The 12857-nt window shown below is 49.9% G+C and carries 13 protein-coding genes; 3 read left to right on the top strand and 10 right to left on the bottom strand.

The window, feature by feature from the left end:
* Positions 1–526: 526 nt before the first annotated feature.
* From QVO66_RS02770 to QVO66_RS02760, 3 genes are read left to right on the top strand one after another with little or no spacing between them, the layout of a single operon-like run.
* A complete protein-coding gene (locus tag QVO66_RS02770) occupies positions 527–1264 on the top strand; it encodes a (Fe-S)-binding protein (RefSeq protein WP_021853870.1) in 738 nt (245 codons plus the stop codon).
* Positions 1261–2628 (top strand): lactate utilization protein B, encoded by a 1368-nt coding sequence (locus tag QVO66_RS02765; RefSeq protein WP_021853869.1) that lies wholly within the window; start codon positions 1261–1263, stop codon positions 2626–2628. Before QVO66_RS02770 ends, QVO66_RS02765 begins: the two co-directional genes overlap by 4 nt.
* Complete coding sequence (locus tag QVO66_RS02760) at positions 2625–3215, top strand: LutC/YkgG family protein (RefSeq protein WP_021853868.1); 591 nt, start codon at positions 2625–2627, stop codon at positions 3213–3215. The genes QVO66_RS02765 and QVO66_RS02760 overlap by 4 nt, the downstream gene beginning before the upstream one ends.
* Before the next feature lie 118 nt (positions 3216–3333).
* Here the strand turns inward: QVO66_RS02760 and QVO66_RS02755 are convergent, their stop codons facing one another.
* The 10 genes from QVO66_RS02755 to QVO66_RS02710 form a co-directional block, all read right to left on the bottom strand.
* Positions 3334–4254 carry a hypothetical protein gene (locus tag QVO66_RS02755; protein ID WP_021853867.1) on the bottom strand — a complete coding sequence of 307 codons (921 nt, stop codon included), beginning with the start codon at positions 4252–4254 and terminating at the stop codon, positions 3334–3336.
* 13 nt (positions 4255–4267) lie between these two features.
* Complete coding sequence (locus QVO66_RS02750; protein ID WP_288172503.1) at positions 4268–5365, bottom strand: DegT/DnrJ/EryC1/StrS family aminotransferase; 1098 nt, start codon at positions 5363–5365, stop codon at positions 4268–4270.
* Between the two features lie 31 nt (positions 5366–5396).
* Positions 5397–5807 carry a sugar 3,4-ketoisomerase gene (locus QVO66_RS02745; RefSeq protein ID WP_021853865.1) on the bottom strand — a complete coding sequence of 137 codons (411 nt, stop codon included), beginning with the start codon at positions 5805–5807 and terminating at the stop codon, positions 5397–5399.
* Positions 5804–6865, bottom strand: a complete 1062-nt coding sequence (locus tag QVO66_RS02740) for an acyltransferase family protein (protein ID WP_288172487.1) — start codon at positions 6863–6865, stop codon at positions 5804–5806. Before QVO66_RS02740 ends, QVO66_RS02745 begins: the two co-directional genes overlap by 4 nt.
* 19 nt (positions 6866–6884) lie before the next feature.
* Positions 6885–8045, bottom strand: a complete 1161-nt coding sequence (gene purT / locus QVO66_RS02735) for a formate-dependent phosphoribosylglycinamide formyltransferase (protein WP_021853863.1) — start codon at positions 8043–8045, stop codon at positions 6885–6887.
* Positions 8046–8048: 3 nt separating this feature from the next.
* On the bottom strand, positions 8049–8348 hold the full coding sequence (locus QVO66_RS02730) for a hypothetical protein (RefSeq protein ID WP_021853862.1): 300 nt from the start codon (positions 8346–8348) through the stop codon (positions 8049–8051).
* A gap of 92 nt (positions 8349–8440) precedes the next feature.
* Positions 8441–9589, bottom strand: a complete 1149-nt coding sequence (rfbB, locus tag QVO66_RS02725; RefSeq protein WP_021853861.1) for a dTDP-glucose 4,6-dehydratase — start codon at positions 9587–9589, stop codon at positions 8441–8443.
* A gap of 51 nt (positions 9590–9640) precedes the next feature.
* Entirely contained in the window at positions 9641–10159 is a 519-nt protein-coding gene (locus QVO66_RS02720) for a metallophosphoesterase family protein (RefSeq protein ID WP_021853860.1), read from the bottom strand.
* Between the two features lie 73 nt (positions 10160–10232).
* On the bottom strand, positions 10233–10862 hold the full coding sequence (locus QVO66_RS02715) for an AAA family ATPase (RefSeq protein WP_021853859.1): 630 nt from the start codon (positions 10860–10862) through the stop codon (positions 10233–10235).
* The gene (locus QVO66_RS02710) at positions 10834–12222 is read right to left on the bottom strand and encodes an MATE family efflux transporter (RefSeq protein WP_021853858.1); all 1389 of its coding nucleotides are present in this window, start codon (positions 12220–12222) and stop codon (positions 10834–10836) included. Before QVO66_RS02710 ends, QVO66_RS02715 begins: the two co-directional genes overlap by 29 nt.
* Positions 12223–12857 lie beyond the last annotated feature (635 nt).

Genomic DNA, 12857 nt, shown 5'->3' with positions numbered 1-12857 from the left:
CTCCCGCTGTGTGCATGTTACGTGCAGGTTCACACCGGTCGGAAACGGATAAAATATGCCTTTGTAAGTGGCTGATAATCAGGCGGTTTCTAAAAGGTGCCGTTTTACGTTGCAAAAGGGCATCTTTTGCAGCGTAAAACATGGCCTTTTGCAGCCTGAAAGGCCACCTTTTGCAAACCGTCCGTCCTGCGTGCCATATCTGCCCGGTGCCGTCATGCCTGCGAGGGCGTGGTCTGCAGTGAGGCTCTGGATGCGTCGTGTCGGTGCCAGTCTGCAATGTCGGTTTTGCAGTCTGGAGCATTGTGCTGCCAAAGTGATTTTCTTTGCGCAAGAGAGGCTCAGTTTGTCGTCCCGTTGTGCTTGTCGTTCGCTTTAAAATTATTACCTTTGCGGTGGGCATGCAGCCTCCGCACAATGACTGAAATGTTTTTTGCCGGCGGTTAAGATGGTTGCGCCCGAATGCGTGGCAGGCTCTTGGCATGTAGTTTTGCAGTCGCCGCGTGCGGACAAGAAAAATACAAAAGATATGAAAACAGGACTTTTTATTCCCTGCTATGTCGATGCGCTGTATCCTGAGGTGGCGGTGGCTTGCTACAAGCTGCTGAAGCATCTTCAGGTAGACGTAACGTATCCGCTAAAGCAGACATGCTGCGGCCAGCCTATGGCAAACGCCGGCTTTGAGAGCAAGGCTGTGCCCTTGGCCGAGCATTTTGAGGACATCTTCAAGGGTTTCGATTATGTGGTGGCCCCTTCGGCCAGTTGTGCGGCTTTTGTAAAGCTCAACTATCCCAGACTGCTTCAGGGCAAGCATTTCTGCGAGACGTCAGATAAGATAATGGACATCTGCGAGTTTCTGCACGACGTACTGAAGGTAAAGTCGCTGCCCGGCAAGTTTTATCATAAGGTAAGTCTGCACAACTCCTGCCACGGAGTGCGCGAGCTTGGCCTTTCGTCGCCCAGCGAGCGCAATATCCCTAAATATTCAAAGCTCAAGGACCTGCTGTCGCTCGTGGAAGGCGTAACCGTCTGCGAGCCGGAGCGCGTTGACGAGTGCTGCGGATTCGGCGGCATGTTCTCGGTTGAGGAGCCTGAGGTGTCTACACAGATGGGCATCGACAAGCTGGAACGCCACATGGCCACGGGCGCTGAGTATATAACAGGCCCCGACAGCTCGTGCCTGATGCATCTGCAGGGTGTGGCAAAGCGGCAGCAGAAGGACATAAAGTTTATTCACATCGTACAAATTTTAGCGGCAGGACTATGAGCACACTACACAGAAAAGCAGCACAGACGTTCCTGAAGAACGGAGAGAACGCCAAGTGGCACGACGCCACGTTCTGGGCACTGCGCGACAAGCGCGACAACATGGCCATGGGACTCGACGAATGGGAACGCCTGCGCGACACGGCCAGCGCCATAAAGCGCCACACCGTAACGCATCTTGACAAATATCTTGAGCAGTTTGCCACAAATGCCGAGAAGAACGGAGTGAAGGTTCACTGGGCAAAAGATGCAGAAGAGTTTAACAACATTGTGCTTGAAATATTCACGTCACACAACGTGAAGAAGCTCGTGAAGAGCAAGTCGATGCTGACGGAGGAGTGCGAGATGAACCCCTTCCTCGAGCAGCACGGCATAGACGTCGTTGAGACAGACCTCGGCGAGCGCATCCTTCAGCTTATGAAGCAGAAGCCGAGCCACATCGTAGTGCCGGCCATACATATCACGCAGGAAGAGGTGGGACATCTCTTTGAGCGCGTGCTCGGAAGCGAAAAGGGCAACTATGACCCCACATATCTTACATACCAGGCACGCATAAGCCTGCGCAACGAGTTTATGACGGCCGACGCAGGCATGACGGGCGCCAACTTCGGCGTTGCCGCCACTGGCGACATCGTGGTGTGCACCAACGAGGGAAATGCCGACATGTCTACCTCTGTGCCTAAGCTGCATATAGCTGCAATGGGCCTCGAGAAGGTGATACCCGACTACCGTTCGCTGGCTGTGTTCCAGCGTCTGCTCTGCCGCGCGGCCACAGGTCAGCCTACAACAGCCTTCACATCACACTTCCGCAAGGCGCGTCCGGACGGCGAGATGCACATAATATTGGTGGACAACGGACGCAGCGACATCATTGCGAACACTGAACACTGGGAGACGCTGAAGTGCATACGCTGCGGCTCTTGCATGAACACGTGCCCCGTCTACCGCCGCAGCGGAGGCTACTCATACACATACTTCATTCCGGGACCTATCGGAATAAACCTCGGAATGCTGAAAAGTCCGGTAAAATATTCCGACAACGTGAGCGCATGCTCGCTCTGCTGTTCGTGCGACAATGTGTGCCCCGTAAAGGTGAACCTGTCGGAACAGATATACAGATGGCGCCAGAACCTCGACTCGCTGGGCAAGGCCGACCCGATGAAGAAGGCCATGTCGGCAGGCATGGAGTATCTCTTCGGCCATCCGGGCCTATACAGCACGTCGCTCAGATTTGCGCCGCTGGCCAACCATCTGCCGCGACTGCTGATGTATAACAAACTTAACGGGTGGGGCATAGGGCATGAGATGCCGGAGTTCCCGCGCGAATCGTTCCAGACAATGTGGAAGAAAGGAGAAGTGAAATGAGCACGAAGGAAGAAATACTTTCAAGATACCGCCGCAACATGAAGGTTACGGGGCAGTATGACATGCCCGACTTCGGCACTCTGAAGGGTGTTGAGTACGACAATCCTCTGGCGCAGTTTGTAGCCATGAGCGAGAATGTGGGCAGCCATGTGGTAGACCTGTCCGCCGGCGACGACATAAACAGTGTTATCAAGAGCCTCTATCCCGAGGCAAAGGTGTTTGCGAGCAGTCTGCCCGAAATAACCATTGCCGACCGCAATCCCGACACCGTTGATAGGGCGCAGGACCTCAACGGAACCGACGTTGGCATTGTAAGGGGCGAAATAGGAGTGGCAGAGAACGGCTGTGTGTGGATTCCGCAGACCATGAAAGAGAAGGCCGTATGCTTTATCTCTGAATATCTTGTCATACTGCTCAGCCGCAAGAGCATCGTGAGCAACATGCATCAGGCATACGAGCGCATACAGTTTACTGACTATGGCTACGGCTCGTTCATATCAGGACCGTCCAAGACGGCCGACATCGCGCAGGCTCTTGTCATGGGAGCGCAGGCTGCGCGAGGCGTAACCGTGATACTTACAGACTGAAATTCTGTAGTCTACAATACATAAATTAAGCCCAAACCGGCTGTTATATTACATCTTTCAGAAAGAGTAATAACCGGTTTGGGCTTTACTTTTTTGCTTGTTATGATTATCGTTGGCGTCAGAGTTCGAAGAAGAGCTTCTGCGTTACAGAGCATCCTATGGCCTCCTTAAAGTCGCAGAGACCGTTGTTGGGCACCCCGTCTTCGGTCGACGGGCCGATGTCGAGAATCCTGAAGCCTTTTTGATAGTAATATTCGAAGACCTTGTATGCAAGAAAATTCATCGTCCTTAGGCTGGCGTATTGCCTCAAGTCGCCCCAGTAAATCACCTGTGCCACGTCCTCCGTTACCTTAAACACCTGTGCGGCAGCAACGTCGGTGCCGTTGTGCGACACCACAAAGAAGTCGGCATCAATTATTTTCACCGTGTCGGCAACATTCTGCAGGCTCATTCTTAGCGGATAGCCGTGTTCCTTCCGGTTGATGCTTATCACGCCGTATGCCCTCGATATGTCGTCGGCATTACTGCTGTCGAGATGAGATATTACGAAATTTTCGGCCATGGCTTTGTGCAGGTTCTTGCGTGCGCTGCGGTCTATGAAGTCTTCATAATGCGGAAATCTTGACAGGTCGAAGTGATAGTTGAGGTCGATGTTGGTCAGCCTGCCGTTTCTGAACATCACGTTTGCCCATTTCGATAGTTGCGTATCGTCGTAGACCGACGGCTGCAGCGTTATCTTTATCTTCTTGTCATGGCTTTTGCCCCAGTCTTTCAGCAGGGCTGCGGCCTCGTCCATGTAGGCAATGCGCTGCGGCGTCTTCATGTTGAAACCGCCGTATGGGGCAGAGAACGGACTGCACATGCTGTCGCCTTTCTCGCCGAGAACAATCGAGAATCTGGTCTTGTTGTCCTTAATCAGAATGTAGTGAAGACCGTTGGTCTTGGCCTTGTTAAGCTCTGAAAACTCCGGCGTGTTGTAGACATGGGCATAAAATCCTGCCTGAGCATATTCTTCGGCTGTAACTTCGTATAGTTGCATACGGCTTTTCGGCTTAAAAGTTGTTGAGAAGTTCTATCACGTAGTCCTGTTCCTTCTCGTCGAGTGCAGGGCTCATGGGCAGGCTCAGTTCCTGTCTGTGTATCTGTTCTGTTACCGGCAACTGCATCCCGGCCCAGCTTTCGTAGCATTTCTGCCTGTGAGGTGCTATGGGGTAGTGCACTTCTGTCTGCACTCCGTGCCCGCTCAGATAGGCTTTCAGTTCGTCGCGCTTTTCACAAAGAATGGGGAAAATATGGAAGACACTGTTCTCCCAATATCCTTCTGACGGCACTTTTATGCTCTTGTTGTCAATGCCCTTTATGTAGCGCAGCGCCTTTTTTCTTCTCATTTCGTTGTCTTCGTCAAGATATTTCAGCTTGACGTCAAGCACGGCAGCCTGCAGTTCGTCTATGCGGCTGTTGCGTCCTATGTGGTCGAATACATATTTTCTGGCTGAGCCATAGTTGCCAAGCGAGCGCACCATGTCGGCAAGTTCACTGTCGTTTGTGGTCACGGCGCCTGCGTCTCCCAGTGCGCCGAGGTTCTTTGTCGGGTAGAAGCTGTGTCCTGCGGCATCTCCCAGTGCGCCGGTGCGTATACCGTTGTGCATGCATCCGTGTGCCTGTGCGTTGTCTTCAATGAGCTTCAGGTTATATTTTCTGCACAGTTCGCCTATCTTCTCGGTGTATGCGCAGCGTCCGTAAAGATGCACAATCATTATGGCTTTGGTGCGTTCGGTTATGGCCTGCTCTATGAGTCTGTCGTCTATTTGCAGCGTCTCGATATCCGGTTCAACCAGTACAGGCACCAGTTTGTTCTCCGTAACGGCCAGTATCGATGCTATATAGGTGTTTGCCGGAACGATAACCTCGTCGCCTTCCGTCATTACGCCCATCTCTATATAGGCTCTCAGAATGAGCGTGAGCGCGTCGAGTCCGTTGCCGCAGCCCACGCAGTGAGCCGTGCCTATGTATGACGCAAAGTCGTGTTCAAAGCGTTCTGTTTCCTTGCCGCGCAGATACCATCCGCTGTTTACCACCCTCTTGACGGCTTCTTCAATTTCAGATGAGTATCTTTCGGTGTTTTTTGTCAGGTCAGAATATTTTATAATCTTGTTCATCTTTACATTTTTTGCTTGCATGTTATAGCTCTTGCGACTTGTCCTTGACGTATTCCAGATAGTCGTTATAGTCGCGTATGTAGTCTTCTTCCTCAAATCTTTCAGAAGCAAGCACAAGGCATACCGCCCCGGATGAGAAGTCATCGAGCGTTCGCCAGATGTTCACGTCGATGAAAAGTCCCTGATATGGGTGGTTAAGAAGAAATGTCTTCTTCTCCTTTCCGTTGTCAAGCGTAACGCTGAAGCTTCCGCTTATGGCTACAAGAAACTCCTTGCATTCCTTGTGCGCATGCCCTCCGCGGCTTTCTCCTGCCGGTACGTCATACACCCAGTAAGTGCGTTTAATGGCAAACGGTATATGGTTTTCGCCCTCAGTTACAGTGAGGTTGCCTCTCGGGTCGATTATTTTCGGAAGGTCAATTATTTTGTTCATGGCTTAAATATTTTTCTTTTCAGGTAATTGCTTGTATGTCTTACAAAATATTTTTCTGTCAGATAAGCTGTTGCAACCGTTACGCCTATGCATAAAAGGCAGGTTGCCGTGTAGCCGGGATCAGCGCCAATTTTTATCAGGATGTATTTAATTACGTCTATGACAATCTTGTGCGTCATGAAAATCTCCATTGTCAGTCGGCTCAGCCATAATGCTGTTCTGCTTTTAAGAATGTCTGCCACGAATCCGCCTGTTGCGTTTGCAGTTGCCATTATGTAAATAAATACAGGCATGGTCAGCCAAAACAGACTTGCGCAGCGCCATCTTTCTTCGGTCGTCTGATATACGGCATAGGTGGCAATCATCATTATTATAGCCACACATTCAATTAGTCCGGCTTGCAGTTTGCCTCCTGCTTTTATTCTTCTGACAGCAGATTTCGTGAAATCTGACTTGTAGAGCCGGTATAGAATTATGCCGATTGCAAAGTCGATGATTCTCTGTGCTGGCGAGACATACAGCAGACTGTTTGTCTTTTCCTCGGGTACGGCAGTCAGAATACATATGTATGCAGCTGCAACAGCTGCGATTCCGAATGTAAGATGACGTTTCTTAGCCTTCATCGTGCATCTTACGAGCGACGGAAACATAAGGTAGAAGAACATGATGTCTGACAGAAACCACGACACACTGTTGAAACCGAAATGTATGTCGTGGTCGGGTATCCAGCTCTGAAGCAACGTTACATTCAGTGCAAGATTGCCGATACCGGGATATATGCCGGCCTTCATTCCTATTAATATTGTAGCCAGCAGTGTGGCAATGTGCAGCGGATATATCTTGGATAATTGTCTGAGGATGAACCTTTTATGGCCAAATCTGCTGTCTGTTACCTCTTTCCCGTGTGCATGACACAGCACAAAGCCGCTTAACATAAAGAAGAAAGAGACTCCACAATCGCCTCCAAAACAAAAATCTTCTGAGTTCATCCATGTAAAATGTGACATGAATATCAGAAACATGAATATTATTCTGCAGCCTTGTAATGTCTCTATCATTCTTTTTGTTGTGTCTCCGTTATCTTATTACGGTTTCTGCTAGTCGCTTGGCCTTGTCTCTCAGTGCTGTTGTGTCAGCATCAGCATCGCCGTAACAGAGCACTACACCCATGCGTCTGTTCACGTGCTGTTCCTGCTTTCCGAAGATGCGCAGGCGTGTATAGTCCTCTTTCAGCACGTCGAGCATGTTGTATTCGGGTTCGTGGCTTGCCTCATCCTTTGCCAGAACGACGGCGCTTGCGCCTGCATGCTCAAGATGTATGGCCGGAATAGGCAGTCCCATTACGGCACGGAAGTGCAGTTCAAACTCGTTGAGGTTGAGTGTGTGTCCGAGCGTTACCATGCCTGTGTCGTGCGGACGGGGTGAAAGTTCTGAGAATACAACGCCCTTGTCGCGGCTAAGGAAAAATTCCACGCCCCATATTCCGGCTCCTGTCAGCGCCTTTGTAACGGCTTCTGCCATGTGCTGCGCTTCCTTAAGGTCGGCTTCGCTCAGTGCAAACGGCTGCCAGCTTTCGCGGTAGTCGCCGCTCTTCTGTACGTGTCCTATCGGCGGACAGAAAAGAGTAGGGCCGTCTTTCTGTGTAACTGTAAGGAGTGTAAATTCGCTGTCGAAGTGTATAAACTCTTCGATTATTATTTCCTTGACGTCTCCGCGGCTGCCTTCCATGGCTGCATTGAAGGCTGTCTCGAGTTCATCTGCCGACTTTACGATGCTCTGACCGTGGCCTGACGACGACATGAGCGGCTTGATAACGCACGGGAAACCAATCTCTTTTGAGTGCTCCTTCAGTTCGTCGAGCGTCTTTGCGTAGAAATATTTGGCAGTTTTCAGTCCGAGTTCCTTTGCTGCCAGGTCGCGTATGGCTTTGCGGTTCATGGTGAAGTTCACGGCACGTGCGCTCGGAACTACCTGTATTCCTTCTTTCTCAAAGTCGAAAAGGCGCTCTGTGCGTATGGCTTCTATTTCCGGAACGATGATGTCAGGCTGGTGTTTTTTCACCACTTTGTCGAGCGCATCGCCGTCGAGCATGCTGAACACCTCGCTTTCGTCTGCCACCTGCATGGCCGGAGCGTTGGCATAGCGGTCGCATGCTATAACATATTGTCCGGCACGTTTTGCCGCAATTACAAATTCCTTGCCCAGTTCTCCCGAGCCTAAAAGCAATATTTTCTTCATTGTTTATTCTTTAATTAGTTGTTTTACCATTTGCCATTCAGGCGACACGGCCATTCTTCTTACATTTGCCTCTATGATTTTTCTCATTGTTTCGGGGCTTACGCCATGTTCCTTTGCTATGTCTTCGAGCGGTTTGACGTCGTTGCCGAACAGTCCGTAATACTGCTGAAGCACGGCTTCGTCGTCGGCGTAGATAAGGTGCATGATGTGCTTAATGTAGTGTTCCACCTTCTCGCTCACGCAGTGAGGCTCTTTGCCGAGCCTTATCAGAAAATCCTGAAGCTCTTGTGACAGTGCGTCCATCTTGATAAATGAAAAGTTGTTGTTATTATGTTTGATTTGTAAGATGTCAGGAAACGCAGTTTGTTTTCACGTTTCCTGACATCGTTTTTGGGTTATCTGTTTGAATACATTTGTTCGTAATACTTCTGATAGTCGCCGCTCGTAACCTCCTTCACCCATTCCTGGTTGTCAAGGTTCCATTTAATCGTCTTCACAATTCCTTCGGCAAACATCGTCTCAGGATACCATCCCAGGTCGTTCTTTATCTTTGTCGGGTCGATGGCATAGCGCTGGTCGTGGCCCAGGCGGTCTTTGACAAATGTGATAAGGCTGTCGTTAATCCAGTCGATGGCTATCTCGCCGTCAGCGTCTTTCACCTGTTTCTTCAGTATCTTGCGCAGCTCCTTGTCTTCGGCCATCATGTCGTGTATGGTCTTTATGGTCAGTTTAACGATGTCGATGTTTGTCATCTCGTTGTGGCCTCCGACATTATACACTTCGCCTTCCTTGCCTTCGCGCACCACGAGGTCGATGGCCTTGCAGTGGTCTTCAACGTAGAGCCAGTCTCTTACATTGTCGCCCTTGCCGTATACGGGCAGCTGCTTGCCTTCGAGGATGTTGTTTATTATCAGCGGAATAAGCTTCTCGGGGAAGTGGTAAGGACCGTAGTTGTTAGAGCATCTTGTGATAGACACGGGCATGTGGTATGTGTCATGATAAGCCATCACGATCATGTCGGCACTTGTCTTTGATGCACTGTAAGGGCTGTGGGGGCAGAGCGGCGTGTTCTCTGTGAAGAAACCGTCCTTGCCCAGCGAGCCGTACACTTCGTCGGTGCTGACCTGATGGAATCGCTTTCCGGCTTTCCATACAGGATATCCTGTTTCGTCCTTGCCCGTAACCCATGCCCTTCTTGCAGCGTCGAGCAGGTTCTGCGTGCCGAGTATGTTGGTCTCGAGGAACAGCTGCGGATTCTCTATGCTGCGGTCAACATGGCTTTCAGCAGCAAAGTTTACGACATAGTCGATGTCATTTTCTGAAAACAGCTTGTCTGCCAGTTCTCTGTCGCGGATGTCTCCGTGCACAAACACGCATCTCTTTCCGTCGATGTCGTCTTTTATCGTGCCATAGTTGCCGGCATAAGTCAGCAGGTCGAGCACTATAATCTTAATCTCCTCTTCCTTATATTTTTTGTAAAGAAGATACTTTATAAAGTTTGAGCCGATGAATCCGGCAGCTCCGGTAACAAGATAAGTTTTCATATTATTGATTTTAATTGTTAGTATTCTTATTTAAGATAACTCAGTTTTCGCCTAAAAATTGTGTACGTCTGCTTTTCTTGGGTCAGACAGCGTAACCACCTCAAGGTCTTTAAACGTGCTTCCGTCTATGGTGAGCCTTATCAGTGTGCGGTCTTTATGCCATCCCTGCAGGCCTGCCGCACCGGGATTGATGTGCAGCAGATTGAGCGTCTTGTCGAATTTAACTTTAAGTATGTGCGAGTGTCCGCTGATGAAGAGTTGTGGCGGCATGGCATATATCGAGCCTCTTATGCTTGCGTCATAGTTGCCCGGATAGCCTCCGATGTGCTTCATGAGCACTTCGGTGTCCTCACACTTCCATCGCAGAGTCTCCCTGAACATGCGTCGCAGGTCGCCCCCGTCGCAGTTGCCGTAGACGGCTCTGAGAGTGCGGAATTCTGCCAGCTTCTGTGCCACCTCAAGCGACCCGATGTCGCCTGCGTGCCATATCTCGTCGCACGGCTCGAAGTATTTCAGGTATTTGTCGTCCCAGTAGGCGTGTGTGTCGCTTATTATTCCTATGCGTTTCATTCTTTGTCTGTGACTTGTTTGTGCAGTGTGCAGCCGGCACATCCCGCTGTGGTCATGCCGTGCTGCATAAGTTTTATTTCAGGTCGAGGCTTTTTGTGATAAACTCTTTCAGGAATCCGGCCGTGCCTTCGATGCCGAGCAGGCTTGAGTTTATGCACAGGTCGTATGATGTGCTGTGCCCCCATTTCTTGCCCGTGTAATAGTTGTAGTAAGACGAGCGGCTGTCTTCCTTGTTCTCTATAATCTTCTTAGCCTCTTCCCTGTTGCAGTTGTGTCTCTTGCATATGCGCTCTATGCGTTCGTCGATGTCGGCTGTGATGAACACGCTTACCATGTTATCGAAGTCGCGCAGCACATAGTCGGCACATCTGCCCACGAACACGCACGAGTGGGCTTCTGCAGCCTTGCGTATGGCGTCGCTCTGAAACTGGAACAGGCTTTCCTGCGACAGCTTGTTGTTATAAAAGCAGTTATCTGAAATATAGGGTACGTGCATGTGGAAAAGCGACTTGAAAAATCCCTTTTTCTCATCGTTCTGCTCGAAAAACTTCTCGCTGAATCCGCTTTCCTTTGCGGCCAGATTCAGCAGCTCGCGGTCGTAAAACTTGCATCCGAATTCGTCTGCGAGCATCTTGGCGATAATCATTCCGCCGCTTCCGAGCTGTCTGCCTACGTTAATTATTATTTTCTTCTTGGTTTCCATAAGCTATGGCGTTATGTTGTTTTTTGAATTTTCTCATATATTTTGTCATCATCACGGCAGCCATGAGCGAGGCTATTGTGTCGGCTGTTGGCAGCGACATCCACACGCCGTCGAGCTTGAAGAACTGCGGAAGGATGATAAGCAGCGGCAGCAGGAACAGCATCTGTCGTGACAGCGACAGGAATATGCTTATCTTTGCCTTGCCGATGCTCTGGAAGAAGTTGGTTACAACCATCTGATATCCGACGAACGGGAATGCTGCCATGTTGATCTTTATTGCCCTCATGGCCTTGTCTATCAGTTCGGCGTCTGTCGTGAACAGGCGTGCGCACTCGTATGGGAAGATGTGAACGATGAGGAATCCCGTGGTAGTAATGGCGGTTCCTGCTATTATTGCGCATTTAAGCACCTTCATGAGTCTGTCGAAGCGCTGCGCCCCGTAGTTGTAGCCGGCTATGGGGAGCATGCCCTGGTTGAGGCCCATGGTGATCATTATGAACACGAATGCCACCTTGTTGGCTATGCCGTAGGCGCCTACTGCCATGTCGCCGCCGTATTTATACAGGCTGGTGTTGATGAATATCACCACGATGCATGCGCATACGTTCATGGCGAAGGGCGACATACCTATGCCTATGATGTTTTTCAGGATGTTGCTCCTTAGCTTGTATATGCCTTTCTTGAAGTGTACAATCTCGCTCGACTTGCTGAACAGCCATAGCTGCCATGCAAGTGCCGTTACCTGAGATATCACGGTGGCAAGTGCGGCGCCCTGTATGCCCATCTTCAGCGGCCAGATGAATATAGGCGCAAGGACGGTGTTGAGCACCACGGACGACATCGTGGCAAACATGGCATGGCGCGGTTTGCCCACGGCGCGCAGTATGGCGTTCATGCCGAAGAATGTTTGCGAAAAAACGTTTCCCGCCAGCACCACCAGCATATATTCGCGTGCGTAGGGTATTGTGTTCTCGCTCGCGCCGAAGAAATAGAGTATCGGGTCGAGAAACATCAGCGATATTATGCCGAATGCCACTCCGACGATGATGTTCAGCACGATGCTGTTGCCGAATATAAGCTCAGCCTTGCGGTAGTCTTTCTGGCCAAGCTTTACGGAGATACAAGTAGACGAACCTATGCCCACGGCTGCTCCGAACGCTGCCGAAAGGTTCATCAGCGGAAAGGTGATGGCCAGTCCGGATATGGCCAGCGGACCCACGCCCTGGCCGATAAAGATGCTGTCGATCATATTGTACAGCGAGGCTGCCGTCATCGCTATGATGGCAGGAAGGGCATACTGCATAAGCAGTTTGCCGACCGGTTTCGTTCCCAGTTCAAGTGTTGCTTGTTTATTATCCATAATGTTTACCAATCTTATTCTGTGCAAAGTTACTGCATGTTGGCTTAAATACAAAGCAAAAAGTTGTAAAAAGCTGTTTTATTTTGTTTCGCGGCGCATGATTTTGTCATTATTTTATAATATGTGTGTCATTTCCTGAGTTGATAATTGTTAACTAAATTGCCTGTTTTGCCCTGCAGCAGTTTTGTTGTCAGAAAATCTGCGGCAGTCTGTTTCCTGCTGCTTTTTGTGTGATTTTGCCATGGCCGTTTACGGCTTGTTTATGTGCAGAATGTTCTTTCTGTCATATTTTATGTTCTTTCCGTGAACTTCTGGCCTTCTGTCTTGATTCATGATGTATGAAACTGCCTGCCGTTTAACCTTGTCCTGTCTTGCAAAAGGCCGTCTTTTGGCTTCCGAAAGGTCATGTTTTGCATCGTGATACACTGCTTTTCGTGCTGAAAACCTGTACTTTTTGTGTATATACTTGCCGCCATACGCAGGCAAGCATGCCGTAAAGGCCCTGTTAAGTGTTAATATTTAACATTCTTCTGTTGCCGTTTTAACATTCTCGGCACGTGCCGTCGTGGTCTTAACATGGCTTAAGGGGCATCGGCTGGTCTTGCCGGTGCTGTAGGGGAAACGCGAAAATAAAC

Source organism: Prevotella sp. CAG:255 (genome assembly GCF_000431195.1).
In the GTDB taxonomy this organism is placed as follows: domain Bacteria; phylum Bacteroidota; class Bacteroidia; order Bacteroidales; family Bacteroidaceae; genus Prevotella; species Prevotella rara.
This window is presented reverse-complemented; position numbering and strand designations above follow the sequence as displayed.

Bases quoted from the DNA above. Each gene is read 5' to 3' on its own strand.
- QVO66_RS02760 (WP_021853868.1), top strand. From the start codon at position 2,625: ATGAGCACGAAGGAAGAAATACTTTCAAGATACCGCCGCAACATGAAG.
- purT (WP_021853863.1), bottom strand. From the start codon at position 8,045: ATGAAGAAAATATTGCTTTTAGGCTCGGGAGAACTGGGCAAGGAATTT.
- QVO66_RS02765 (WP_021853869.1), top strand. From the start codon at position 1,261: ATGAGCACACTACACAGAAAAGCAGCACAGACGTTCCTGAAGAACGGA.
- QVO66_RS02745 (WP_021853865.1), bottom strand. From the start codon at position 5,807: ATGAACAAAATAATTGACCTTCCGAAAATAATCGACCCGAGAGGCAAC.
- QVO66_RS02720 (WP_021853860.1), bottom strand. From the start codon at position 10,159: ATGAAACGCATAGGAATAATAAGCGACACACACGCCTACTGGGACGAC.
- QVO66_RS02730 (WP_021853862.1), bottom strand. From the start codon at position 8,348: ATGGACGCACTGTCACAAGAGCTTCAGGATTTTCTGATAAGGCTCGGC.
- QVO66_RS02770 (WP_021853870.1), top strand. From the start codon at position 527: ATGAAAACAGGACTTTTTATTCCCTGCTATGTCGATGCGCTGTATCCT.
- QVO66_RS02710 (WP_021853858.1), bottom strand. From the start codon at position 12,222: ATGGATAATAAACAAGCAACACTTGAACTGGGAACGAAACCGGTCGGC.
- QVO66_RS02755 (WP_021853867.1), bottom strand. From the start codon at position 4,254: ATGCAACTATACGAAGTTACAGCCGAAGAATATGCTCAGGCAGGATTT.
- rfbB (WP_021853861.1), bottom strand. From the start codon at position 9,589: ATGAAAACTTATCTTGTTACCGGAGCTGCCGGATTCATCGGCTCAAAC.
- QVO66_RS02715 (WP_021853859.1), bottom strand. From the start codon at position 10,862: ATGGAAACCAAGAAGAAAATAATAATTAACGTAGGCAGACAGCTCGGA.
- QVO66_RS02740 (WP_288172487.1), bottom strand. From the start codon at position 6,865: ATGATAGAGACATTACAAGGCTGCAGAATAATATTCATGTTTCTGATA.